Below are 24,269 nucleotides of genomic sequence, written 5' to 3' on the forward strand. Positions count from 1 at the left end.
TTTAATGCGCACGAAAACATATCCGGAATAATTTGGATTATTATTCCGGATTAATATTAGTTTTTAGCTGGTCACGCGCTCTGGAGCGTTGCTCCGATTGTTTCAAGCGTGTTTTTCGCTCCAAACCGCCAGGCGGAATCGAGAAGAATCTTCGCCTTTTCCTTGCCGAGCACAGGCACAACCAGATCGAGGAACTTCTCTTCAAGCCGCTCGTCGCTGACCGGATTTTCGGGGTGTCCGAGAACGATGTCGGTGTGACCGTGGATAATGCTGCCGTCTTCCAGTTCTACGGTCACAAAAGCCGAAGATGGCGCCTGACCCTCGACCGGCACCAATTCGATGTTCGGCAGGATTTGAGCGATGCGCTCGTTGGCGATGATGTCGTCCGTGAAGTCGTTTGCGCCGAGACGGTAGCCGGTCAGCCCCATTGCCACGCAGAAAACGACGCTGAACTTGGCTTCCAGCCCGGTGCGCGGGTTGAGTTTGCCAGCTGTTACGCGTGCGCCGGGATGAACCTTTACCGTGACCTTCGAGATTGCGCGATTGCCGATCTGCTCCTTCAGCGAGATCGCAGCCTGCGATGAGGCGTGCGTGGCGCGGCAACTTGCAAACAGCTTGTAGCCATTGCGCAGCAGTTCCCACTGCTCGTCGAAATCGAGCGGTGGAACCTCAACGTTGCGATCCTGGATGAACGCGTCGAGCCAGCCTTTTTCCACCTCGTAGAGATGGCTTGCACCGAGGAAGCCTTCCGCCGCGAGATCTGCGGCAAGAATGCCGTCCATGGCCGCCTTTCCGGCGTGGAAAGGTTTGCCATGCGTGCCGAACGAACCGAGCAGACCACCAGCGGTGGTTGCCGCGTTGGCCAGAGCATTGAGCGACCTGGTCGCATCCAGCCCATAAAGCGCCGACGCAACGGCAGCCGCCCCCATACGCCCGACGACGGATGTGGGATGGAAGCCGCGCCTTTGCAGCGATCGGCCAATGCCGGGAACACCGCCGCCGCCAAGCCGGGCCATGACCTCGAAACCGGTTACGAAGGCGCGAAGGGCGGCGTCCGCGTCGCGACCGCCTTGCTCGGCAAGCGCGATAGCACTCGACCAGCAAGGGCCACCAGGATGCCCGGCGCCGAGATAGTGCACGTCATCGAAGTCCCACGCATGGGTCGCAGTGGCGTTGATGAGGGCAGCAATTGCCGGTGCGGCGGTGCCGCCCAGAACGATGCGGGCCTTGCCGCCGGCGTTCCAGCGGCCCGCAATCTGCCGAACGGGGGCGACAGCGGGATCGAAGGCTGCGCCGACCGTAACGCCGATATAATCAACGAGGGCGCGGCGCGCCTCATGGACCACGATCTCGGGTAATTCTCGGCTGTCGTTACCGGCAATGTAATCTGCCAGTCGAAGACCGCGGGAATTCGCCTCCACCTGTTGTGAAGCCACTTCATGTCCTTTCAGGTCGAGAGCTGGGAGGCTCTGTGCAAATTAATGTCTATAAATTTTATAGAATTAGTGTATCTGGTCAAATGCCATATTTTTTGCAGTCTATTCATCGAGGCTATAGATTTGTCGCAAATCAGCTTACGTCAGGTCGAAGCGTTCAAGGCTGTTGTGGAGTGTGGCACGGTCAGTCTGGCCGCCGCGGCCCTCAGGGTGTCGCAGCCCTCGCTCAGCCGGTTAATCGCGGTCCTCGAGCATCAGACGGGCCTTCAACTTTTCGAGCGGCAGAAAGGTCGGCTGGTGCTGACCGATCGCGGCCGCCGGTTTTATTCCGAGGTCGAGGCGATCTTCGTGGGGCTGGATCAGCTTGGCCGAGCCGTCAGCGAAATAAAGCGTGAGGAGACGGATTTTCTGCGCATCGGTGTTGTGCCCGCGCTTTCCGGCCGCATTCTGCAAAAAGCGGTGAAAACCTACCTGCAACAGCGCCCCGGCGTGCGCATTTCCATCGTAATCCGCGAATCCCAGATGCTGGTGGACCGGATAGAGAACGGGAAGCTGGATGTGTTGATTGCCAGCCGCGCCACGGAAATCAGGGCGTTAAAGCGCACCTCGCTTATGAAAAGCCCGGTGGTTTGCATCATGCCGTCCGGGCATGAGCTGGCGGCGCATGAAGTTATAACTCCGGCGCTGCTGGAAAAGCACAACATGGTTCTATTGACGGAGGATAGCACTTTGCCGGGACGCGTGGCTGAGGTTTTCGCCGCCGCCGGGTGTCAGGTGTCTAGCAGCATTGAGGTATCATTTGTCTCGGGTGTCTGCCGTTTCGTGGAAGCAGGGTTTGGCGTCTCTCTGGTCCACCCGCTGGTCGCTGTGGATTCCGGCGCCAACCTATTAGTGAGACCGTTCGAGCCGGCGATAGGGGTGGATTTCAATATTTACCGTACTGCGGCGCGGCGCACCCGTTCGCATGTGGAGGATTTCATCAACATTTTCCAAGATACGGCGAGCGTCTCTCTTTCTTAACCGGCTCTCTCGCCGCGTTGGAAAAGGTGCAGCGTGAATGACGTCGATTACCATCGCGGGCAGAAGCCGGTGGGACCTCTCTGCCCGGTGCGCCTCTTCTCTACCATCGTTAAAGTCAGTTATGCATGACTCACATTGAATGGTTGAAAGGTAAGAGCCCTGCTTGCCATCCTCACCCCGCCTGGCGGAGTTCGCCCGCCCGCCCTGGGCGATCACTGCGCTCGCCTTCCACACCACAATCGACGCTACCAGTCCGCGGAACCGACATCCAGGGCAAGGTCAACCGCTGCGGCCCACCCGGTTCGCTAAGAAGCTGTGCATTCATGCTAGTGCGTTCGAAGAAATGGTCGAGTCAGGGCGTGGCGCATGAATATCCCAGACGTCGCGGCATGACGCGGGCGCGCGCAGTAGTGGTCCGTAAATTGGCCGTCATCCTGCATCGCGGATGGAACCAACGAACGGCGAGAGGATCTCGTGGAGAGTCCCGACCCTGCGCCAGGCCAACGGTTTCGCAAGGTCGTGATACAGATTGAGACACCTCGCTCTCCTGCCCCTATCATGCAGCGGCCAAAGCGCCGACCGCGAAGAGAAGCGAATGACCTGCGGAACCGTCGAAAAAATGTCCGTCAGTATCTTGACCTCAACAACCCCAATCAGAGAGAACTCTTAGTAAGCGAATTTTGCGAATTTCTTCGTGCAACATCGTAGGATGATCTCAGGGGCACACCCGATTCCTGCGATCAGTTACGCAGTTTATCCCAAGGCTGGCAGCATAGTTTACTGACTACGAAGCATCTGCATTGGCTGGGATCACTGTGTCGGTGTTTGATCAGCTTCTTGTCTCATCTAATGCTCCTGCTTAGCAGTCATTCGGAGCACCTCCACCATTGCGAGCTGTCCGGTGCAACCTTGCGACAAGGGCGATGCGCCGGCATCGCGTGTAACCGCATTGGGGTTTCCTGCCCGGCATATGACGGTTCCCGAGGCATCCTTGACGGGATCGTACCAAGCCCCTGTTGACAGTTGAATAACGCCTTGCCGTACCGTGTCGGTGACAATCGCACCCGCCAGCGTAGCGCCATTCGGACTTACGATTTTGACGGTATCGCCATTGATGATCTCCCTCTTCCCGGCATCTGCTGGATGGATGCGGACAGGTTCCCGCCCGTTGATTTTAGATTCTACGCTATAGGCCCCGAAATCCAACTGACTATGAAGCCTCGTCGCCGGCTGGTTTGCAACCAATTGAAGCGGGAATGCAGTGGTGTCGCCCGAAATATCCTGCCGCGCTTCCGGCTCTATCCAGACCGGATGCGGCTGGATTCCGCAATCTGGATTGGAGGAGATGGCTTCGCAGGCGATTTCGATCTTACCGCTTCCTGTCGCCAGAGGGAAACGAGCCGGATCATTATGAAAACGGGCAACAAAACCGGGCGTTTCCGCCGTCGGGATATCCACCCGGCCACCCTCCCAGAATGTTTCGAAAGAGGGCGCATATAGACCCTTTTCCTCAAGCGCCTTGCGTGACGGCTCATAGAGCCGTTGCAGCCAATCGGAAACGGAATGCCCCTCGGTGAAGGCTTCTCCCACACCGATGCGTTGCGACAGCGCCGCGAAAATATCATAGTCGTCGCGGGCTTCTCCGAATGGATCGGCAATTTTCTGCATGGCGAAGATATAGGGATCGTTTGCACTCGCCCCTATATCGTCGCGCTCGAGCGTGGTCGTCGCGGGAAACACGATGTCCGCATGGCGCGTCGTAGCCGTTCCTACCGAGTCATGTACGATGATCGTTTCCGGCCGGGAAAACGCTTCGGTAAGACGCGACAAATCCTGATGATGGTGAAACGGGTTTCCGCCCGCCCAGTAAACCAGCCTAATATCGGCATAGCGACGCACTTCGCCCTTGTATGTATAGGTTTCACCCGGATGAAGGAGAAGATCGGAAACGCGCGCGACCGGAATGAAATCCGCAACACCGTTAGTTTTCTGCGAGAATGTCGGCAGCGGAATATCCAGAGGCGGCCTTCCGATGTTCCCGATTGAAGAGAGGCCATAGCAAAAACCGCCACCCGGCTTGCCCATGTGCCCTAGCATGGCCGATAGCACCAATGCCATCCAGACAGGCTGTTCCCCGTTTTCCGCACGTTGCAGGGAATAGGTCACGTTGATCAGGGTGACGGACGAGGCCGCCCGTTCCGCCAGCGCTTCTATGTGTTGTGCCGGGACACCACAAATGGCTTGCGCCCACGCAGTCGTCTTGGGCGTGCCATCCGTTGTCCCGAGCAGATAGGCTTCAAAAAGCGCGTAACCGACAGTATAGCGATCAAGATAAGACTGATCCACCAGTCCTTTCTTATGAAGATGCCATGCCATACCGAGCATAAGCGCAGTGTCGGTTCCAGGATTCGGAGCGTACCAGTCGCACGGTATTTCTTCGGGAAGATCGTCCCGAAGGGGACTGATAAGCACGAAACGCGCACCACGATCGCGCGCCGTGCGCATGGCTGGCAGGGCGCAATGGTTCGATATGCCGCCATTGCTGACATTGCTGTTCCTCAGCGGAAGTCCTCCGAACGCCAGAACGAGTTCGCTGTCCTCCGCCAGTTCCTGCCAATAGGGGTGATCGCGGGTCATTACCCGGCTGTCGCCGAGAACATAGGACAGGATCACCGCTCCGGCTGCGGAACTGTAACTATCAACGGATCGGACATAGCCGCCAAATGCCGTGTTCAGAAAACGGTGTACCTGGCTTTGCGCGTGATGAAACCGTCCAGCGCTCGACCAGCCATAGGAGCCGCCGAACACGTGGTTGCCGGCGCAGGAATCCGGACCGGCTCCAAGCCGTTCCAGTTCCCGCGCCGCCAGATCGAGAGCCTCATCCCAGTCCATCTCGACATAATCATCATTCCCGCGCCGCCTATCCGATCCTGGACCGTCCTTCAGCCATCCCTTGCGCACCAGCGGCCGCGAAAGACGTGCGGGATTGTGCAGACTGGCTTCGAAATTGCGCAGCAAGGGAGAAGGCATGGGGTCCTTCTCAAAAGGCTCGATCTCCAGCTTACCGTCCACTGTTCTGGCCCGGAAAGCGCCCCAGTGACTGCTATGCTGCCGGAATGGCACGTTCGGCATGCCCCTGACTCCCTTGTGTTTTATATCTTGCCGATCAAAGAAATCTTGAGCTGCTCAGTTGAGCTGCCCTTCTCATATCGTCCATCCAGCACCAAGAGATTGCGACTGCGCCCCCAGGGCTTTTAAGACCGCCCACAATGAAGCCTGATTAGATGAGACGACCGGGCGGTTAAGTTCACGCTCCAGTTCGGGTATGATGTCAAAGGTAAGCAGATTCGTGCAACTGATGAACACCGCATCCGCCGCCAGCGCGAGATCACGGTTTCGCAACACCAGTTCCACTGTGTCGCGTGAATCCACTGCCGAAATCGGATAGTCGGCAGAACAGGGATGCGCCTTGCAGCCGACCACCTGCCGCCCGGAAGCTTGTAGGAAAGCCACTTCAGCGGTGTTGATCTCTTCGGGGTAGGGCGTGACCAGAAACACTGAGTGCGCGCCCAAATGGTCCAGAGCCTGTAATACGGCCCGCGAAGTGGTCAGCGCGGGACAGCCGGTCGTCGCGGTGATTTCCTCGGCAATGGCGTCCTCGCTGCCGGAGCCCTGGACGAAACTGCCGCTGGTGCAAGCGTAGAGGATGATCTCTGGTCTGGTGCGGATCAGCGTCTGCGCCGCCGCAACCGCATTGCGCCCCATCGCCAACAGCGATTCCGCCGTCAGCCGCGTCGCGTCGGGCCGATCCGCGCGCGCGTGATTGATCGCGAAACCGGCCGGCAGATGCGCGGGCAATTCGCGCTCCAGCGCCATGTTCCCGGCCGGGCCGATGACACCGATATGCCTCAGGTCGAAATGCTTCATTCTTGCCTCTCCGGGCTGCCCGCCCCGACCATGTTCAGCCGATTGCCGCGAAGCCGGCCTCAAGCCCCGCGATCAGATCGGCTTCGGCTTCCAGCCCAACGGACAGGCGCAGCAAGCCGTCGCCGATTCCGGCCGCATGCCGGACCTCGGGATCCATGCTGGCATGGGTCATGGTCGGCGGATGGGCGATCAAGCTTTCGACGCCACCAAGCGACTCGGCAAGGGTGAACACCCGCACCGCCTCGACGAAAGCGCGAACCGCCGGGATACCGCCCGCAAGGTCGAAGCTGAGCATCGCACCAAAACCCTTTTGCTGCGCGCGGGCGAGGTCGTGACCGGGATGGTCTTCCAGTCCCGGATAATGCACCGCCGTCACTTCGGAGCGCCTGAGCAGGAAACGGGCGACCGCAAGGGCGTTGGCCTCCTGCTGGGCGATGCGCGGGAAAAGGGTGCGCACGCCGCGCAGCGTCATATAGGCGTCGAAAGGCGCGCCGATCGAGCCGACGACATTCGCCCAATAGATCAGCGCCTTGGCCTCTTCGGGATCGGCCGCGATCACCGCGCCGCCAACGACATCGGAATGACCGTTGATGAATTTCGTCGTCGAATGCACGACATAATCCGCGCCCAGTGAAATCGGCTGCTGCAGCGCCGGCGACAGGAACGTGTTATCGACGGCGACCTTCGCTCCCGCCCCATGCGCGAGCGCACCGACCTTGCGGATGTCGATGATCCGCATGAGTGGATTGCTGGGCGTTTCGATATAGACCAGCGCGGGCTTTTGGCCGAGCGCCTCCTTCAAGGCCTCGTCATCGCCCTGATCTACGAAGGATACCCGAAAATCTCCACGCGCCGCGCGTTCCACCAGCAGCCGCCACGTGCCGCCATAACAATCATGCGGCGCGATGACCAGATCGTCCCGGCGCAGCCTCGACAACAGCAGATCGACAGCCGCCATCCCGCTCGCCGTGATGACTGCGCCCGCCCCGCCCTCAAGACCGGCCAGCGTTTCGGCCAGCAGATCGCGTGTCGGGTTTGTCGCGCGGGAATAGTCATAGCCGCTCGTTTGATCGTATCCGGCAAAGGCGTAGGTCGTGGACAGATAAAGCGGCGGCACCACCGCACCGTAGCGTGTGTCTGTCGCAACGCCCTGCGTCGCCGCTATCGTTCTTGGATCAGGTTTCCGGGTCATTCTGAAGCCGCTCGCGTCAAGGAGTAGAATCTTGCGATGTCTCGGCTGTTTCCGGCAATCAGCCTGTCAACGAGCGCGAGCGTGCCGGGCGTGCCGAAGTTCCAGGCTGCCTGTAAAAGTTCATTCGCCGCCGCATCGCCGATGACCGGCGCGGCCAGACCGAGAAACTTGTCCGCAAGAACCTTATCGCCGACCGGATTGTCCGGGTGTCCGGCCATGATTTCCGTCCTTCCGCTCAGCAGGCTGCCGTCGTCTAGTCCCACTTCGACCTGCGAGGAAGCTGGAGACTGGCCTTGCACCACCACCAGTTCCACCCGCTGCTCCAGTTCGGCCAGATCGCCGCGCCGCATCAGCGCCGAAGTGAAATCGGAAAAGGCCAGCCGATAGCCCAGAAGCCCCATGGCCACGCAGAAGGAGACGCTGAACTTCGCGTCGAGACAGGTTTCAGGCGCGCGCTTGCCCGCCGTCACCAGCGCGCCGGGATGGACGAAAACCTTCACATGCCGGATCGTCCGCCCGGCGATTTGTCCCGCCAGTTCCTGCGCCGCCTGCGTCGCGGCATGTGTGCCACGGCAGCTTGCCAGTATCTTGTAGCCGTTGCGCAATATTTCATGATTGCTCTCGAAGTCATCGACGGGCGGAATCTCCACCTGATGATCCTGAATGAAAGCATCGAGCCAACCGCCATGCTCCTCGAACATGACTTTTGCACCGATATAGCCATCGGCGGCTATATCCGCCGCCAGGATACCGTCCATCGCCGCCTTGCCGGAGTGAAACGGCTTGCCATGTGTTCCAAACGAGGCCAACAATCCGCCCGCCGTGGTGCCCGCATGAGACAGGGCGTGAAGGGCGCGCTCCTCATCCAGCGCATGGATGACCGATGCCGTCGCGGCGGCGCCCATGCGGCCGACCACGGAAGTCGGATGAAAGCCGCGCCGTTGCAGGCTGCGGCCGACGCCCGGCACACCGCCGCCGCCAAGCCGGGCCATCACCTCGAAGCCGGTCAGAAAGGCGCTCAGAATATCCTGCTCTAACGCGCCATACGCCCGCCCCATGGCCAGAGCGGAAGACCAGCATGGCCCGCTCAGATGTCCAGCGCCCAGATAATGCACATCGTCGAAGTCCATTGCGTGAACCGCGGTCGCATTGATCAGCGCGGCCAGCGCCGGGGTGGTCGTCCCACCCAGAACGATGCGGGCATCGCCATGCGCCTGCCAGCGCTCGACCGTGCGGCGAACAGGCTCGACCGGCTCGTCATGGGCCGCAACCAGCATCAGTCCGAGCGTATCCACCAGCGCCCGGCGCGCTTCGTGCAAGACGGCTTCGGGATATAAGCGCCCACGACCTGTAGCAACATATCGGGCCAACGCCTGCCCGCGTGGAATATTCGACATCGCTACGCCTTTCCGCCGATTTCAGATGATAGCCGGGTGTAATAAGCGACTGGATCGAGACCCGGCACGCGCCCGGCGCAGGCAATGAATTTTTCGCGCAAGACCTCCGCCGGCAAAGGGTTGGCATAGGTAGCCCCAAGCGGCTGCGCCACGTCGACATTGAATTCGCGATCGTCAGTCATGCGGATCGTCACGAATGCGCGATTGGTGACGGAGTCCTCATGGCGCACCAGTTCGGTCCGCTCCATGATCTGGCGCGTCAGCGGATCGTTGAAGCGCGAGGCCTCCTCGAAATCGTCCAGAACGATCGTGCCGCCGACCAGCGCGCGGGCGACGCAATAGGTCGTGCTGAACTTGGCAGCGAAAGGCGTTTCGGGCTTCGGTATGTCGATATGCGGAAAACGGATCGGATGCACCGCGACGCTTACATGCGCGATTGCTGACGGATCGATACTCTCCCGCGCCCGCAGGTCCAGTATGCCGTCGATCGGGGCAGCCAGCGCGTAACAGCAGGGGTAGCGCTTGAACTGTATCGACTTCTCCCGGTCATCGATGCGCGGCACATCCGTCCATGGTTCGGTCAGAGGCGCGGATGTCCAGTTTTCCGGAGCGCCATTATAAACCGCGAAATAGCCCTGCGGGTGTTCGAAAGCCGCTTTGCCGCCGGTAAATCCGCGCTCGGCCAGCAGCGCCGCCATCAGCGCGTTACGCGCGGCCTGTCCGACCATCAACGGTTTGGTCGGCGTTCCGAAATTGGACTTGATCCCGGAGGCATGGGATGCGGCGATCGCCAGCGCCATGGCGGTTGCATCGACATCGAGCTCCAGCATGACGGACGCTGCCGCCACCGCGCCGAAAATGCCGATGCTGGTGGTCGGGTGCCAGCCAAGCGTGTATTGACGCCGTCCGACCGCATCGCCCATACGCGCGCAGGCTTCATATCCCGTCACGTAAGCGCGCAGGATCGTTGCGGCATCCGCGCCGCGCTGATCGGCTAGCGCCAGAATGACTGGCAGGACCACCACCGACGCATGACCATGCAGGTGGGAATTGGCATCGTCGAAATCCAGAACATGCCCCGCCATGCCGTTGAGCAAGACCGCGTCCAGCGGATTCAGCGTGATATCGCGCCCGAAAACCCGCGCAGCGCCCGGCGCGGCCGACAAGGACACCGCATCCAGCAGCAGTTCAACGGCAGGATGCCGGCTGCCCGCAAGCGTTACCCCGATCGTGTCGAGAATGGCGGCCCTCGCATGGTCCAGCGTTTCCGCATCAAGCCCGCGCTCGGAAAAAGCGAGAATGTTACCCGCCATCGAATGCGCTATCGTCTGTTCTGCCTGTGTCATTCTTCAGTCATTATCCTGGACTTCGCCGGCGACGACCCCGGCGATTTCGGGGGATTGCAGGCGCATTATCATTCGGTGTTTCTGTGAGGCGCGCACATGGGCGCGCGCGGCGGCTTCCGCCGCATCGCGGTCGCGATGCAGGAGCGCCTCGACGATGGCCTGATGCTCCGCCGCCGCAAGCCGGGCGCGTCCTTCGTGATCGAGCAGGCTCGGCAGCACCGACATCGTGCCTGACATCTGCTCTGCCGAGCGCAACAGGTAGCGGTTGTGCGCCGCCAGCATGATCATGTGGTGGAAATTCCGATTAAGATCCCGCAACACGTCGAAATCGGACAGGTTCTCCTTTTCGCGTTCATTGATGTCCGCGAGCGTGGCGAGTTCCATGTCGCTGGCGGCCTGTGCCGCAAGCCGCGCCGCCGAACCTTCGAGGATCTCGCGCATGTTATAGACCTCGACGATCTGCTGGTGCGACAGCTGCGTGACCGTTAGTCCTCGACGAGGTTCGTTGGTCAAAAGCCCATCTGCCTCAAGCCGCGCGATGGCGTCACGCACCGGCGTACGCGACACGCCGAAACGCGCGGCCAATTCCTGCTCCGTCACTCTTTCGCCGATGGCCAGAGTGCCATGGCGTATCTGCTGCCGGATAAGGTCGTAGATGTTGGACGGCAGATCTTTTCCCTGGGCGCGCTCGGACTTGCCGGGCTTCAGCCCGGACGCTGCGGATGTCTTGCGCGTCATCATTGCCTCTCCCGGAACGTCCGGCTGCGGTATCACTCCCGAAAACATCTCACATGCATGATCGAAATACAATTGTTCTTATCTGCATCAAAACGAATGCGCCGCCTGGCTTTCTAGCGAAACATTGTTTCAGCGCACAAAATTGCGACTTAATGCACAAAATTAGTAGACTACTATCGGCGCCACGCAGGGAATTAGCATCATTTTTTCTTTTTATAAGTGCGATTGCATACAAATGTTTTTTATGTTGGTCTTTGAGGCAAGAAAACAGGTAGCGATCGAGGTTTCCCATGCCCATTTCCCGCAGAACTTTCATGGCTTCGCTAACGGCGGGCGCCGTCCTACCCTGGCTTACCGGCGGGCAGGTTTTGGCGGCCGAGCCGAATGGCGACCTGGTCATCGGCTTTTCAACCGCACCGACCTCGCTCGACCCGCACTGGCATCTGGTCGCCCAGAACAACGCGCTGGCGCAGCATATCTACGACCGCATCACGCATATTCGAGCCGATCAGACGATTGTCCCCGGACTGGCGGAAAGTTGGCGCACCGTTGACGACCTGACATGGGAATTCACGTTGCGCGATGGCGTGAAATTTCAGGACGGTTCGCCGCTTACCATTGATGATATCATTTTCACGGTCGAGCGGGCGCAGAACGTGCCGGGCGCCATCTTCAATATGCGCTCCTATCTCAGCGGCAAGGTCATCGAGAAGGTCAACGATCGTGTGTTCCTCGTAAAGACGGAAAAACCCAATCCGATCGTGCCCGACGAGCTTGCGACAACCGCAATCATCTCGCGCAAACATGGCGAGGGGGCTAAGACAGACGATTACAATTCCGGCCGCGCCGCGATAGGCACCGGCCCTTACCGGGTGGTTCAGGCTGATCTCAGCAATCGCATCGTGCTCGAACGCAATGACGCCTATTGGGGCCCTCGTCCGGCATTCGCGCGCGTGATCATCCGCCCGATCCCGGTTGGAGGCGCGCGTGTGGCGGCCCTTCGCGCCGACGATGTGGGTCTGATTGACAATGTGCCGCCTTCGGACGTCGCAACCCTTGAAAAAGCCGAGGGCTTTTCGCTTGCGCGCGGCGTTCCAAACCGAACGATCTTTCTGGCTCTCGATCAGGAACGTGCGTCTACGCCCTTCGTGCGAGGCAAGGATGGCAGCGAGATACCCAATCCCTTCCGCGACCTGCGGGTGCGGCAGGCATTTTCCCTGGCCATAGACCGTAAGGCGATTTCCGAGCGCATCCTGTCCGGCAACGGCGTTCCTGCAGTGCAGCTTGCGCCTGAAAAGGTATTCGGCGCGGCGCCTGATCTGAAACTGCCGTCCGTCGATATCGAACGCGCCAAGACGCTTTTGACCGAGGCCGGTCTGACCGATGGCTTCAAGGTCACGCTGCATGGGCCGAACGACCGCTTCATCCGCGACGCCGCTGTTGTACAAGCGGTCGCGCAGATGCTGGCCCGCATCGGGGTGGAAGTCGAAGTCGAAACCATGCCGGCCAGCGTCTTCTACGAGCGCGCGACCAGTGGCGGAGAGAATGGCAACTCTGCTTACAGCTTTTTCCTTGTCGGCTACGGCTCGAGCATGGGGGATATAGCTCATGCCCTGCGCAACGTGATCCACACCGTCGACAAAAAACGCGGGTACGGCGCCAACAACCGCCTGCATTATTCCAATCCCGCAGTCGACGAGATTCTCGACAAGGCCATGGTGACGATGGATCCAGAACGTCGCGCCACGCTTTATGCCGAGGCGAGCCGCCGTGCGATTGAAGACATCGCCGTCATTCCGCTCTATCACCCAATCACCGTCTGGGGGTTGCGCGACCCGTTGCGTTTCTCCGGCCGCGACGACGAACGCACGTTGGCCATGGACGTGCAGGGATGATATCCCGCATGACACAAGCGCAGGCGTTGTCTAGCGATTTCAAGGACGATATCGCCGCGATAATCAAACGTACCGAGCCGCGTCTCGTCGCCTTGCGCCGGGAAATCCACGCCGCTCCCGAACTTGCCTTTGAAGAACACGGCACGGCGGCCCGTATCGTCGAAGCGCTTTCGGAAATGGGGCTTGCTGCCAAGACCGGTATCGGCGGCACGGGCGTCGCCGTCGATATCGGTGAAGCCGGGAACCGTCCTCGCGTCCTGATCCGCGCCGACATGGACGCGCTGCCGATCCATGAGGAAACCGGCCTGCCCTATACCAGCCAGACGGCGGGCAAGATGCATGCCTGCGGCCACGATCTGCATTGCGCCATCGCCGTCGGCGTCGCGGCCGTCTTGTCGAACCTCAAGACCGATGCGGCCTTCCGTGTCATCTTCCAGCCTGCGGAAGAAGTCCTTCTTGGGGCAAGGGCCATGATGAATGACGGTGTGCTGGACGGCGTCGGGCCGGTTCTTGGCTATCATATCCGTCCCGACCTGCCGGCCGGACGCATCGGCATCGTGCGCGGCACGACAACAGCCGCCATCGACCTCTTCAAAATCGTCCTGAGTGGCGTCGGCAGTCATACGGGGCGGCCCTATCAGGCGCGCAGTCCCATTCTGGCTGGGGCCGATCTCGTCGCCAGGATTTCAACAATTCCCGCGACCGAACTCGACCCGGCCACGCCTTGCGTCATCGCCATAGGCGCTTTCCTGGCAGGCGAAAGCCCCAACGTCATTCCCGATACGGCCCTCATCCGTGGCACCGTACGCTCCCGCGGCGCGTCACATCATGAAGCCGCCATTGCCGCGATCCGCCGTTTATGCGCCGCCACCGAAACCCTGCACCGGCTCGAATGCCGTTTCGAACTTGAGACCGGCGTTCCCGCGCAGGTCAACGACGACGCATTTCAGACGCCGATCCGCGAAGCAGTGTTCCGACAGCTTGGCGGTGTCATCATGGACATTCCAGGCGGAATGGGCGGCGAGGACTTCGCCTGGCTTGCAGAAGGGCGCCAATCGTTCCGCCTCGGTATCGGCGCGGGTACTGCGGGACGCAATGACCGCCTCCATACGGCAACCGTGCAGCCGGACGAAAGCGCAATCGCATCCGGCGTTGCCTCCATGTCGGCTGCAGCCCTTGCGGTTACCGCCCAAATCACCACAACTTTGCCGGAGACGCTCGCAACGACCGCGAGAGGCGACGCATGATCGCCCTTATCTCGCAACGACTGCTGCAAGCGATCGTCGTCATTCTGATCATGACCGTGATCGTCTTCATTGGCGTCAACGTGATCGGCAATCCGGTCGACATCATGATCTCGCCACAGGCCGATCAGGCCGAAAAGGCCCGCATCATTGCAGAACTCGGTCTGGATCAGCCGCTGTGGCGGCAATACCTGCATTTTCTCAGCGGTTTCGCCTCCGGCGATTTCGGCGTCAGCTATGTCCACAACCGGCCTGCTTTTGCCATCATACTGGAACGTCTACCGGCCACACTCGAACTCGCCGTGACGGCGATGCTGATCTCCGTTCTGGTCGGCGTGCCGCTCGGTCTTGTCGCCGGATTGTATCCACGCACACTGTTCTCCCGGCTGTTGATGTCCGGCAGTATCGTCGGCTTCTCGCTGCCGACATTCTGGGTCGGGCTTCTCTTCATCATGTTCTTCTCAGTCCATCTCGGCTGGCTGCCGAGCGGCGGCCGCGGGCCGACCCAAACCGTTCTGGGCATTCAATGGAGCTTCCTGTCATGGGAGGGATTGCGGCATATACTGTTGCCGGCACTCAATCTTGCCCTGTTCAAGGCCTCACTCGTCTTGCGCATGACACAGGCCGGCGTGCGCGAGGTGATGCCGCTCAACTATGTGCGTTTGGCGCGCGCCAAGGGACTTGGGCCTGCGCGGGTGATTTTCGTCCATGTCCTGCGCAATGTTATGATCCCCGTTGTGACGGTGATCGGGCTTGAATTCGGCTCGCTAATCGCCTTTTCGGTGGTGACCGAAACGATTTTCGCGTGGCCCGGCATGGGCAAACTGATCATCGATAGCATCGGCGTTCTCGACCGGCCGGTCATGGTCGCCTACCTGATGCTTATCGTCGTCATGTTCGTCCTCATCAATTTGATTGTCGATCTCATCTATGGCCAGCTCGATCCACGCGTGCGCCAGCAGATCGGGGGTCAGCGGACGTGAATACGCTACAAACCCGCTCATTCAATCGCCTGATCGGCGCGTACTGCCGCTCGCCCTTCGCCATCTTCGCATTTGCGGTGGCGCTTCTGTTCGTTCTGGCTGCGGTTTTCTCGCCCTTGGTCGCGCCGCAAAATCCTTACGACCTCAGCGGAATCAGCATTTTTGACGGGCTCTTGCCGCCGGGCGGGCAATCGATGGATGGGAAGACCTTCTTGCTCGGAACCGACGATCAGGGCCGCGACATGCTGTCGGCAATCCTCTACGGATTGAGAGTGTCGTTGCTGGTCGGGATCGTCGCCGCGTCGCTTGCCGCCATCATCGGTACTATGATCGGGTTGCTCGCCGCCTATTCCGGCCGGAAGGTCGACAACGCGATCATGCGGCTTGTGGACCTCCAGCTTTCCTTTCCGACCATATTGGTGGCGCTGATGATCCTTGCCTTTCTTGGCAAGGGCGTTGGCAATGTCATATTGGCGCTGGTGATCGTGGAATGGGCCGCTTTTGCACGCACCGCCCGCGCCGCCGCCATGGTCGAGACCCGTAAGGACTATATTGCCGCCGCAAAAACGATGCGCATACCAGGCTGGAAGATCGTTCTGCGCCATTTGCTGCCGAACTGCCTGCCGCCGCTGATCGTGATTTCGACGATGCTCGTCTCCCGCGCCATCTCGCTTGAGGCAACGCTGTCGTTTCTGGGCGTCGGCGTGCCGATCACCCGTCCGAGCCTTGGCCTGCTCATTTCCAACGGTTACGAATATGTGTTTGCCGGGCAATACTGGATCGGCCTGTTTCCGGGCGTCGCACTGCTGCTGATCGTGTTGTCGATCAACGTTGTCGGCGACCGCCTGCGCGCAATCATCAATCCGGGAAACGACGATGACTGAAACCCGGACGACATCTCCCGTTCTTGCCGTCGACGCGCTGAACATCGCCCTCTCGGGGGAAGACGGTTGGCAGCCCATCGTGCACGATCTGTCGTTTCGGATCGAGCGGGGCGAAACGCTGGCCATCGTCGGCGAATCCGGCTCCGGCAAAAGCGTGACGGCCAATGCGGTCATGGGGCTGCTGCCGCATCGTCGTAGCCGGATCGGCGGCAGTATAAATCTCGACGGGCGTGAAATTCTTGGCCTGCCGGAAAGCAACCTTCGTCGGATACGCGGACGCGACATGGCGATGGTGTTTCAGGAAGCGAGCCTCAATCCGACCCTGACCATCGGATTTCAGTTGGTGGAGATGCTACGCGCGCACAGCGTGTTGCCGCATGCCGAGGCGCGCCGCGAAGCGGTCCGCTTGCTTGACCGGGTGCGCATTCCGGCGGCGCAGCGGCGGCTTGACGATTATCCGCATCAACTGTCCGGCGGAATGCGCCAGCGCGTGGCGATTGCCATGGCCCTTGCCTGCCGTCCCCGGCTTCTCATCGCCGATGAACCGACCACCGCGCTCGATGTCACGGTCCAGGCGCAGATACTCGATCTGATCAAGGCGTTGCAGGACGAAGAAGCCATGTCGGTGATGTTCATCACTCATGACATGGGCGTTGTTGCGGAAATGGCCGACCAAATACTGGTCATGCGTCATGGCCGCGCTGTCGAAACGGGAAACGCGGCTACGCTGCTGACCACGCCGCAGGCCGCTTATACCCGGGAATTACTTGCCGCTGTGCCGCAGCTTGGCGAAGCGGCGCATCCTGTCCAACCCGTAGGCCGGACAGATAGTGGCGTATCCTCAAAACCTGTCCTCTCGGTTGAAGATATCCGGGTGCGTTTCGACGCGCGCGGTGGCCTGCTCAATCGCATACAGGGCCGGGTTCATGCAGTGGAGGATGTCTCATTCCTGTTGGAGGCAGGCGAGACGCTTTCAATCGTCGGCGAATCGGGTTGCGGAAAATCGACACTGGCGCGAACCATCATGGGCCTGACGACGCCCGCCGCAGGCACGGTCGCGATGGCTGGCAGCGATGTCTCCGCCCAGATGGTGTTTCAGGATCCGATAGCCAGCCTCGACGCGCGCATGCGCGTCGGTGACGCAATCGCGGAACCTCTGTTGCAGCACGGAGCTCTGAGCCGTGCCGAGGTGAATGCCCGCGTCATGCAGTTGCTCGATCAGGTTGGCCTGTCGCGCGATCTCGTAGCGCGCTTCCCTCACCGGCTTTCAGGTGGCCAGTGCCAGCGCATCTGCATCGCGCGCGCTCTGGCGCTCAATCCAAGATTGATCGTCGCCGATGAGGCAGTCTCCGCGCTGGATGTGTCGATCAAGACTCAGGTCATCGATCTGATGATGGATTTGCAACAGCGTTTTGGAATCGCATTCCTGTTCATCAGCCATGATATGGCGGTGGTCGAGCGCATAAGCCATCGCGTCGCGGTGATGTATATGGGGCGCATCGTTGAAATTGGCCCGCGCGCGGCGATCTTCGGTAATCCGGCGCATCCCTACACACGCAGGCTGCTGTCGGCGGTTCCAGTAATGAACCCCGCGCGCAGGCATCTGCGCCGGCCCCTTTCCGCCGAAGAGATCCCCAATCCACTCCGTCCGCGTGACTACATGGCTCCGCCGTCCCGGATGGTTGCAGTCGAACCGGAGCATTTCATCCTCGATCCTGAAATCGACACCGGGATGCAACCGCCCCTTTCTCCCTCGCAAGACTGACGAAACAGAATGTCCATGACCTCATATCGCCCCAGACTGGCCGTCGACATAGGCGGCACTTTTACCGACATCGTGCTGGAGACCGCGCCGGAACAGTTCCTGTCCGGCAAATATCTGACGACCCATGCCGCGCCGGAACAGGCGGTGCTGAGCGGGGTTCGCGATCTTCTGGCACAGGCCCGAGTGGCGCCCGCCGATATTGGCCATGTCGTCCATGGAACGACGCTGGCAACCAATGCGCTGATCGAGCGCACCGGGGCCAAGACCGCCCTCGTCACCACGAAGGGTTTTCGCGATTCGCTTGAAATCGCCTTCGAGCATCGCTTCGACGTTTCCGACATTAATATGGAGCGGCCGCTTCCGCTCGTCCCGCGCAATCTGCGGCTGGAAGTCGATGAGAGGATCGTCGCCGACGGGTCCGTCCTGCGCGAACTTGATGAGGCGAGCGTGCGCGCGCTCGTGCCTATTGTGCGGGCCGAGGCGATTGAAGCCGTAGCGGTCTGCCTCCTGCACAGTTACGCCAATCCGGCCCACGAGATCCGGGTTAGCGATATTCTTGCAGAGGCGCTACCGGACATACCAGTCACACTGTCCTCGACGATCTGCCCGGAAATCCGCGAATATGAGCGGGCGACCACCACGGTCGCCAATGCTTTCGTCCAGCCGATCATGGAAAGCTATCTGAAGCGGTTGGCCCAACAGTTTCGCGATCTGGGCATCACCGCGCCAGTCATGCTGATGACCTCGGCAGGCGGTTTGACCAGTCTGGAGCGCGCTTGTGTCGAGCCGATCAAACTGGTCGAATCCGGCCCCGCCGGTGGGGCCGTCCTGGCCGCCCATATCGCCCGGATGCTTGAAATCGACGCTGCGATTGCCTTCGACATGGGCGGCACGACCGCAAAGCTCGTGCTCATCGACAATGGCGAACCGCATCATAGTCGTCACCTCGAAGTGGCACGGGCCTATCGCTATTTGCGCGGCAGCGGGCTTCCCATGCGTGTTCCGGTCATCGATCTGGTCGAGATCGGCGCTGGTGGCGGATCGCTCGGCGCGGTCGATACCCTGGGCCTGGTCACGGTCGGGCCCCGTAGCGCCGGCTCAGAACCGGGACCGGCGAGCTATGGCCGTGGTGGAACGCAGCCGGCGGTAACGGACGCCGATCTGCTGTTGGGGCGGATAGACCCGCAGAGCTTCGCCGGCGGCAAGATCATGCCGAACGTGCAACTGGCTGAGGCAGCATTGACACGGGCTATAGCCGAACCTCTGGGCATCGACGCGCGCGCGGCCGCGCTCGCCATGCTCGAAGTGGTCGATGAGAACATGGCCAATGCGGGGCGCGTACACGCAACCGATAACGGTGTCGAGCCGGACGGGCGGACGCTGATCGCTTTTGGAGGTGCCGCGCCAATGCACGCAGCGCGCATCGCCCGCAAACTGGGGATCGACCGGGTGGTGGTTCCCTTTGGTGCAGGCGTCGGCTCGGCCCACGGCTTTCTGATCGCGCCTGTTGCCTGCGAACTGGCCCGCACCCGTCTGCTGCCGCTCAAGGATTTCGATATCGGCGCGATGCAACAGCTGTTCGCCGATCTGTCTGCCGAAGCGCATGTCATCCTCGGCGACACCGAGATCGTCCAGCAGCAGCGCACCGTCTATGCCCGCTATCGCGGCCAAGGCCATGAAGTGCAGATCCCCCTGCCCGATACCACGTACGCGGATATCCCCGAGCGGATACGCACTGCCTTTGAAGACGAATATCACCGGCATTTCGGCCGCATCATTCCGGGTATGGACATCGAATGCGTGACCTGGACCCTGGCTGCGGGCGGGCAAACCTCGGCTTCCCGCCCCCTGCCCGCAAAAGCTGATACACCGCTGGCCGCGCCACCGCCACGCCGTTATCAATCACTGGCGGATCCGGTCACGCTGGAAGATGCTCCCGCAGCGATCCATCTGAGAGATGATCTTCCCGTGGATACGATCATCAACGGCCCCGCCGTCATTGCCGAAGCGGAAACCAATACGGTCGTTCCTGCTGGCTTCACCGCCCGGATTCTGCCGGGACGTCACATTCTTCTCACGTCGGAGGTCAAATAATGGCCGGCACCGCCAGCACCATCCGCCTGCCAATCGTATGGAGCCGCATGATCGCAGCCGTCGAGGAACAGGCCCGCAGCCTCATCCGCGCCGGTTTTTCCACTTCGACACGTGAAGCAGGCGACGTTTCGGCTGGCGTTTTCAATGTGCGCGGCGAAATGCTCGCGCAAGCGATTACCGGCACTCCCGGCCACGTCAACTCCATGGCCAATTCCGTGCGTCATTTTCTCAAGGTCTTCCCGGTCGAGACGATGAAGCCCGGTGACGCATACATAACCAACGACCCGTGGAAGGCGACCGGACACCTGCTCGACATCAGCGTCGTCACGCCGGTCTTCCATAAGGGAAAGCTTGTCGCGCTGTTCGCCTGCACCACCCATGTGGTCGATATCGGCGGCAACGGGCCATCGCCTGAATCGCGGGAGGTTTATGGCGAAGGGCTGTTCATCCCCATCATGAAGCTTGCCGATCAGGGCGTGCTGAACGAGAGCCTGTTGCAGATACTGCGCGCAAACGTGCGCGAACCCACCCAGGTTGAGGGCGATGTCTTCGCCCTTGCGGCATGTAATGACGTCGGTGCGCGCCGCCTGCTGCGCATCCTGGACGAATATGATCTCGACGATCTGGAAGAGATCGGCGCGGAGATCCTGGCCCGCAGCCGCAAGGCGATGATGGAAGCCATCGGCAATCTACCGCATGGTACCTGGTCGAACAGCATACAACTGGACGGATTCGAAGCACCGATCACGCTCTGCGCGCGACTACGGGTCGATCAGAGCGGCATCCATATCGATATGGAAGGCACATCGGAAGCATCGCGTTTCGGCATCAATTGCCCCTTGAGCTATACAGAGGCCTACGCGTCCTTCGGCGTGAAGTGCATCGTTGCGCCGAACCTGCCGAACAATGCCGGTACACTGTCCTGCGTGACGATTACCGCGCCGGACGATTGTATCGCGAATGCCAGTTGGCCGCGTCCGGTCGTCGCCCGCTCCACCATCGGCATGTTTCTGCCCGATCTTGTCTTCGGCTGTTTTGAGCAAGCTCTCAAAGAACGCATTCCGGCCGAAAGTACCGGCACATTGTGGAATGTCCGTCTGGCTGCGGCGCAACATGACGCCGCACAGCGTTTTATGGTGACAATGTTCCATTCCGGCGGCGCCGGCGCGCGGCCGACGCTCGATGGTTTGTCGGCGACGCCGTTCCCTTCCGGGGTGCGCAATGTGCCAATCGAAGTGACAGAATCGATCACGTCTCTGGTGGTCTGGCGCAAGGAATTGCGTCCCGATAGCGGCGGCGCGGGACGCCAGCGCGGTGGTCTGGGACAAATCATGGAAATCAGCAACCGCTTCGATGTGCCGATGACGTTTTATGCGCGCTTCGAGCGGGTTGAAAACCCGGCTCGGGGCCGAAGCGGCGGCCAGGCGGGAGCACGCGGACGATTGCATCTCGCTTCCGGCGCGGCGCTGCGCGGCAAAGGAACGCAAACGATCCCGGCGGGAGAAACGCTGGTGATCGAAATGCCAGGCGGCGGCGGTTATGGCAGCCCGTTCGACCGCGATGCAGAACGAGTGACGAATGACGTGGCGCTTGGATATGTCAGCCCTGAAGCCGCCCGCAACGATTACGGGGTGGTGGTTTCCGCTGATGGAAAGCTCGATGCGGATGTGACGGCGGCACTCAGGGCGGCCAGATGACACCCTTCTCCTTAACCCGCGCCCTGGGCGAATTGATCGCCGCACCGCTGCCTGTTCCTCAACAGGTTACGGAGCGCGTCAGCGCGGCCTTTCTCGACACGATTGGTGTGATGCTGGCAGGCTACAGCGAGGCACCCGTTCAGGCGCTGGCCCGGACATTGCCGCGTGCCGGATACGAGGCAGACGCCCCCGCCGCCGACGCGCTTTTGTCCGGCACAGCCGCCCATGCCCTCGATTACGACGATGTGGGTTTTGGCGGACACATGAGCGCCGTGCTGGTTCCAGCCATTCTTGCGACAGCGAGAAGCGTAGGCAGACTTTCGGGGAAAGACCTTATCCGCGCTTATGTTCTGGGCCATGAGGTCTGGGCGGAACTGGCCAGCCGCGAAAAGACGCTTGCCCATGCGCGCGGCTTTCATCCGACATCGGTGACGGGCTCTGTCGCTGCCGCGGCGGCGGTCGCTTCACTGTTACGGCTCGATGCCCGGCAGGCGGCGGTGGCGTTGTCGCTCGGCGCAACGCAGGCAAGCGGCCTGACCGCGAATTTCGGTTCCATGGCCAAGCCGTTCCACGCCGGAGCGGCGGCACGCGCCGGCGTGATGGCTGGCCTGATGGCTGAAGCCGGATTTGATGCCGCACCCGTTCTGGAAGTGCCCAAAGGCTACCTGTCGGCTTTCTCGCCGCATGGAGAAATCGACCTCGTCCGACCGCTGAACATCGGCGGCGGCGAATGGATGCTGGCGGTACGAAGCCCAAGCGTCAAGCGCTATCCGGTCTGCTATTCCGCCCATCGGGCGCTGGATGCGGCGCAGGCTTTGCATGATCGCCTGCCTGCAATCCCGAGCGACACGACGATTGAAGTGCGGCTCAGTCCACGGCATTCGGAAATTCTGCGCTATCGCACGCCGCAAACGGTGGCGCAGGCGCGTTTCAGTCTGGAATTCTGCGTTGCGCATATGCTGCTGCATGGAAAACTGGGCCTGTCGGATATGACGGAAACCGGCTTGGCGGACCCTGTTTTACGTGCGGCCATGGCTAGGGTCGAGCGTATTGAAGCGGACGACAAAGACCCCGAACTCGACGGCTATGCCGCCTGGGATCAGGTCAGCCTCGTCTTCCCAGATGGCCGGCGCGAAAGCAGTCCGCGCATCACCCACCCATATGGACATTTCGACAATCCGGCTCCGGCGACAGCCCTCATCCAGAAATTCGACGATTGCCTGCGCATCGCCGGCCGTGACGGCAAAGACATCTTTCGCGCCTGCACCGGCCTGAAAGATATTGAGGCGTCGGCGCTCTTGGAAGCGCTGAGACAGCCCGCGCTCAATCTCCTGCAAAAAGCCGGTTCGAGAGAAGCTCAAGCATCATGACCGAATTTTTCATCCCGCTCGACGTAAGCCCGCTATTCGCCGGCATTCTGGTGTTTTCGAGTTTCTTCACTTCGGCGCTCACCGCCGCGCTCGGCTTGGGCGGTGGAGTGGCCATGCTTGCCATCATGGGCATCGGCCTGCCGGTCAACACCCTTCTGCCCGTGCATGGCATCGTGCAACTGGGCTCGAATTTCGGCCGTAGCGTCATTCAGCGGCGCTATCTGATCTGGCCGCTTATCGGCTATTTCATGCTCGGCAGCATCATAGGCGTGATCCTGGGCGGCAAAATATCGATGATGATCCCTGAGTTCGTCGCAAAAATATTATTAGGCTCATTCATCCTATGGTCCGTCTATGGAGCAAGACCACGCCCCACAGGCACTAGCAGGACGCTCCTGACGATTGGCGGTGCGATCACCTCGGTCGCGACAATGATCGTCGGTGCGACGGGACCGCTGGTGGCGGCGTTGCTGTCTTCGCGCGGGCTGACCAAGCAACCCCTGATAGCCACCCATGCCGCATGTCTGGTCGCGCAGCACGGCCTGAAGATTCTGGCATTCGGCTTCATGGGCTTTGCCTATGCGCAATGGGCGCCTTTGCTGGCGGCAATGATTGCGAGCGGCGTTCTCGGAACATGGCTGGGGTCCGTTTTTCTGGATAATCTTCCCGAGCGGTTCTTCCGTCTGGCCTTCAAAATCACCATGACATTGCTCGGCGTGCAGATCATCTGGACGGCCTTGTCCGGGGCCGCCGAAATCTTACCGCTACTGAAGTGAAATCCACGTCCCCTGAAAAGCGATATTCCCAATCGGAACGGCCATAGATTAAGCTCGATCTGATGTTCTAAATCAGAGGCCGAATTCCGGCTTGTAATGTTCCAACGAAAATCCAGAAGAATGCCCATCAGTCTACCACGAGCTAGGTATGAAGGATCACCTAGTCCCAATCTGGACCGGCCGCTCCGGATCCGCAGACCACGCCGACCAGGACCCCGGATAAAGGGAAGCGAGGCGCCCTAAAGCCGCAAGGGCCGCAATCTGGTAGGCAGCAGAAACGCCGCTGCCACAATAAACGCCGATTTCCTGCTCGTCTCCCCCGATGATGGGAGCAAGCCTATCGCGAAGCTGTGCGATAGGCAAAACCCGGCCATCCGTCTGTCAATCGGCGCGGAATGTTGACGCCTTATCGGCGTCCAATATTCACCCCCCTGTAGACGATCAGCGCTTGGCCTGCCCGGCGCTGGCCGGGGTTGCAGAGGGTAGGCCAAGTGCGGGTGATGGG

The 24,269-nt window shown here is 60.7% G+C and carries 18 protein-coding genes; 10 read left to right on the plus strand and 8 right to left on the minus strand.

Annotated features, from left to right (window positions below; all coding sequences use genetic code 11):
* Positions 1-71: 71 nt before the first annotated feature.
* A complete protein-coding gene (locus tag ACFFP0_RS18000) occupies positions 72-1,436 on the minus strand; it encodes an MmgE/PrpD family protein (RefSeq protein ID WP_377263410.1) in 1,365 nt (454 codons plus the stop codon).
* A 3-nt stretch (positions 1,437-1,439) separates the two neighbouring features.
* On the opposite strand from ACFFP0_RS18000, the gene ACFFP0_RS18005 reads away from it, so the two are divergent.
* Complete coding sequence (locus ACFFP0_RS18005; protein WP_377263411.1) at positions 1,440-2,456, plus strand: LysR family transcriptional regulator; 1,017 nt, start codon at positions 1,440-1,442, stop codon at positions 2,454-2,456.
* An 846-nt stretch (positions 2,457-3,302) separates the two neighbouring features.
* Here ACFFP0_RS18005 and ACFFP0_RS18010 read toward each other — a convergent pair.
* The 6 genes from ACFFP0_RS18010 to ACFFP0_RS18035 form a co-directional block, all read right to left on the minus strand.
* Entirely contained in the window at positions 3,303-5,588 is a 2,286-nt protein-coding gene (locus ACFFP0_RS18010) for a molybdopterin-dependent oxidoreductase (RefSeq protein WP_377263413.1), read from the minus strand.
* 72 nt (positions 5,589-5,660) lie between these two features.
* Complete coding sequence (locus tag ACFFP0_RS18015) at positions 5,661-6,383, minus strand: maleate cis-trans isomerase family protein (protein WP_377263414.1); 723 nt, start codon at positions 6,381-6,383, stop codon at positions 5,661-5,663.
* 34 nt (positions 6,384-6,417) lie between these two features.
* Entirely contained in the window at positions 6,418-7,575 is a 1,158-nt protein-coding gene (gene metB, locus ACFFP0_RS18020; protein WP_377263416.1) for a cystathionine gamma-synthase, read from the minus strand.
* A complete protein-coding gene (locus ACFFP0_RS18025; protein ID WP_377263417.1) occupies positions 7,572-8,972 on the minus strand; it encodes an MmgE/PrpD family protein in 1,401 nt (466 codons plus the stop codon). Before ACFFP0_RS18025 ends, metB begins: the two co-directional genes overlap by 4 nt.
* Positions 8,973-8,974: 2 nt before the next feature.
* The gene (locus ACFFP0_RS18030) at positions 8,975-10,318 is read right to left on the minus strand and encodes an MmgE/PrpD family protein (protein WP_377263418.1); all 1,344 of its coding nucleotides are present in this window, start codon (positions 10,316-10,318) and stop codon (positions 8,975-8,977) included.
* Between the two features lie 3 nt (positions 10,319-10,321).
* Positions 10,322-11,059 (minus strand): GntR family transcriptional regulator, encoded by a 738-nt coding sequence (locus tag ACFFP0_RS18035; RefSeq protein ID WP_377263419.1) that lies wholly within the window; start codon positions 11,057-11,059, stop codon positions 10,322-10,324.
* Positions 11,060-11,370: 311 nt separating this feature from the next.
* Between ACFFP0_RS18035 and ACFFP0_RS18040 the strand changes: the two genes are divergently transcribed.
* Genes ACFFP0_RS18040 through ACFFP0_RS18080 form a run of 9 tightly spaced genes read left to right on the plus strand, consistent with a single transcriptional unit; the run spans position 11,371 to position 23,764 of the window.
* Positions 11,371-12,951, plus strand: coding sequence for an ABC transporter substrate-binding protein (locus tag ACFFP0_RS18040; protein WP_377263420.1), 1,581 nt, complete (start codon positions 11,371-11,373; stop codon positions 12,949-12,951).
* Between the two features lie 8 nt (positions 12,952-12,959).
* A complete protein-coding gene (locus ACFFP0_RS18045; protein ID WP_377263421.1) occupies positions 12,960-14,198 on the plus strand; it encodes a M20 metallopeptidase family protein in 1,239 nt (412 codons plus the stop codon).
* Complete coding sequence (locus tag ACFFP0_RS18050; RefSeq protein ID WP_377263423.1) at positions 14,195-15,178, plus strand: ABC transporter permease; 984 nt, start codon at positions 14,195-14,197, stop codon at positions 15,176-15,178. The genes ACFFP0_RS18045 and ACFFP0_RS18050 overlap by 4 nt, the downstream gene beginning before the upstream one ends.
* Complete coding sequence (locus ACFFP0_RS18055; protein WP_377263425.1) at positions 15,175-16,062, plus strand: ABC transporter permease; 888 nt, start codon at positions 15,175-15,177, stop codon at positions 16,060-16,062. Before ACFFP0_RS18050 ends, ACFFP0_RS18055 begins: the two co-directional genes overlap by 4 nt.
* Positions 16,055-17,827, plus strand: coding sequence for an ABC transporter ATP-binding protein (locus ACFFP0_RS18060; RefSeq protein ID WP_377263427.1), 1,773 nt, complete (start codon positions 16,055-16,057; stop codon positions 17,825-17,827). The genes ACFFP0_RS18055 and ACFFP0_RS18060 overlap by 8 nt, the downstream gene beginning before the upstream one ends.
* Before the next feature lie 9 nt (positions 17,828-17,836).
* Entirely contained in the window at positions 17,837-19,921 is a 2,085-nt protein-coding gene (locus ACFFP0_RS18065; protein WP_377263429.1) for a hydantoinase/oxoprolinase family protein, read from the plus strand.
* Positions 19,921-21,618, plus strand: coding sequence for a hydantoinase B/oxoprolinase family protein (locus ACFFP0_RS18070; RefSeq protein WP_377263431.1), 1,698 nt, complete (start codon positions 19,921-19,923; stop codon positions 21,616-21,618). Before ACFFP0_RS18065 ends, ACFFP0_RS18070 begins: the two co-directional genes overlap by 1 nt.
* Complete coding sequence (locus ACFFP0_RS18075; RefSeq protein ID WP_377263432.1) at positions 21,615-22,988, plus strand: MmgE/PrpD family protein; 1,374 nt, start codon at positions 21,615-21,617, stop codon at positions 22,986-22,988. Before ACFFP0_RS18070 ends, ACFFP0_RS18075 begins: the two co-directional genes overlap by 4 nt.
* Positions 22,985-23,764 (plus strand): sulfite exporter TauE/SafE family protein, encoded by a 780-nt coding sequence (locus ACFFP0_RS18080; RefSeq protein WP_377263434.1) that lies wholly within the window; start codon positions 22,985-22,987, stop codon positions 23,762-23,764. Before ACFFP0_RS18075 ends, ACFFP0_RS18080 begins: the two co-directional genes overlap by 4 nt.
* 156 nt (positions 23,765-23,920) lie before the next feature.
* Here the strand turns inward: ACFFP0_RS18080 and ACFFP0_RS18085 are convergent, their stop codons facing one another.
* Positions 23,921-24,127, minus strand: coding sequence for a rhodanese-like domain-containing protein (locus ACFFP0_RS18085; RefSeq protein WP_377263435.1), 207 nt, complete (start codon positions 24,125-24,127; stop codon positions 23,921-23,923).
* Positions 24,128-24,269 lie beyond the last annotated feature (142 nt).

Source organism: Neorhizobium puerariae (assembly GCF_042429745.1).
In the GTDB taxonomy this organism is placed as follows: domain Bacteria; phylum Pseudomonadota; class Alphaproteobacteria; order Rhizobiales; family Rhizobiaceae; genus Neorhizobium; species Neorhizobium puerariae.

Bases quoted from the DNA above. Each gene is read 5' to 3' on its own strand.
- ACFFP0_RS18005 (WP_377263411.1), top strand. From the start codon at position 1,440: ATGTCCTTTCAGGTCGAGAGCTGGGAGGCTCTGTGCAAATTAATGTCT.
- ACFFP0_RS18010 (WP_377263413.1), bottom strand. From the start codon at position 5,588: ATGCCGAACGTGCCATTCCGGCAGCATAGCAGTCACTGGGGCGCTTTC.
- ACFFP0_RS18015 (WP_377263414.1), bottom strand. From the start codon at position 6,383: ATGAAGCATTTCGACCTGAGGCATATCGGTGTCATCGGCCCGGCCGGG.
- metB (WP_377263416.1), bottom strand. From the start codon at position 7,575: ATGACCCGGAAACCTGATCCAAGAACGATAGCGGCGACGCAGGGCGTT.
- ACFFP0_RS18025 (WP_377263417.1), bottom strand. From the start codon at position 8,972: ATGTCGAATATTCCACGCGGGCAGGCGTTGGCCCGATATGTTGCTACA.
- ACFFP0_RS18030 (WP_377263418.1), bottom strand. From the start codon at position 10,318: ATGACACAGGCAGAACAGACGATAGCGCATTCGATGGCGGGTAACATT.
- ACFFP0_RS18035 (WP_377263419.1), bottom strand. From the start codon at position 11,059: ATGATGACGCGCAAGACATCCGCAGCGTCCGGGCTGAAGCCCGGCAAG.
- ACFFP0_RS18040 (WP_377263420.1), top strand. From the start codon at position 11,371: ATGGCTTCGCTAACGGCGGGCGCCGTCCTACCCTGGCTTACCGGCGGG.
- ACFFP0_RS18045 (WP_377263421.1), top strand. From the start codon at position 12,960: ATGACACAAGCGCAGGCGTTGTCTAGCGATTTCAAGGACGATATCGCC.
- ACFFP0_RS18050 (WP_377263423.1), top strand. From the start codon at position 14,195: ATGATCGCCCTTATCTCGCAACGACTGCTGCAAGCGATCGTCGTCATT.
- ACFFP0_RS18060 (WP_377263427.1), top strand. From the start codon at position 16,055: ATGACTGAAACCCGGACGACATCTCCCGTTCTTGCCGTCGACGCGCTG.
- ACFFP0_RS18065 (WP_377263429.1), top strand. From the start codon at position 17,837: ATGTCCATGACCTCATATCGCCCCAGACTGGCCGTCGACATAGGCGGC.
- ACFFP0_RS18070 (WP_377263431.1), top strand. From the start codon at position 19,921: ATGGCCGGCACCGCCAGCACCATCCGCCTGCCAATCGTATGGAGCCGC.
- ACFFP0_RS18075 (WP_377263432.1), top strand. From the start codon at position 21,615: ATGACACCCTTCTCCTTAACCCGCGCCCTGGGCGAATTGATCGCCGCA.
- ACFFP0_RS18080 (WP_377263434.1), top strand. From the start codon at position 22,985: ATGACCGAATTTTTCATCCCGCTCGACGTAAGCCCGCTATTCGCCGGC.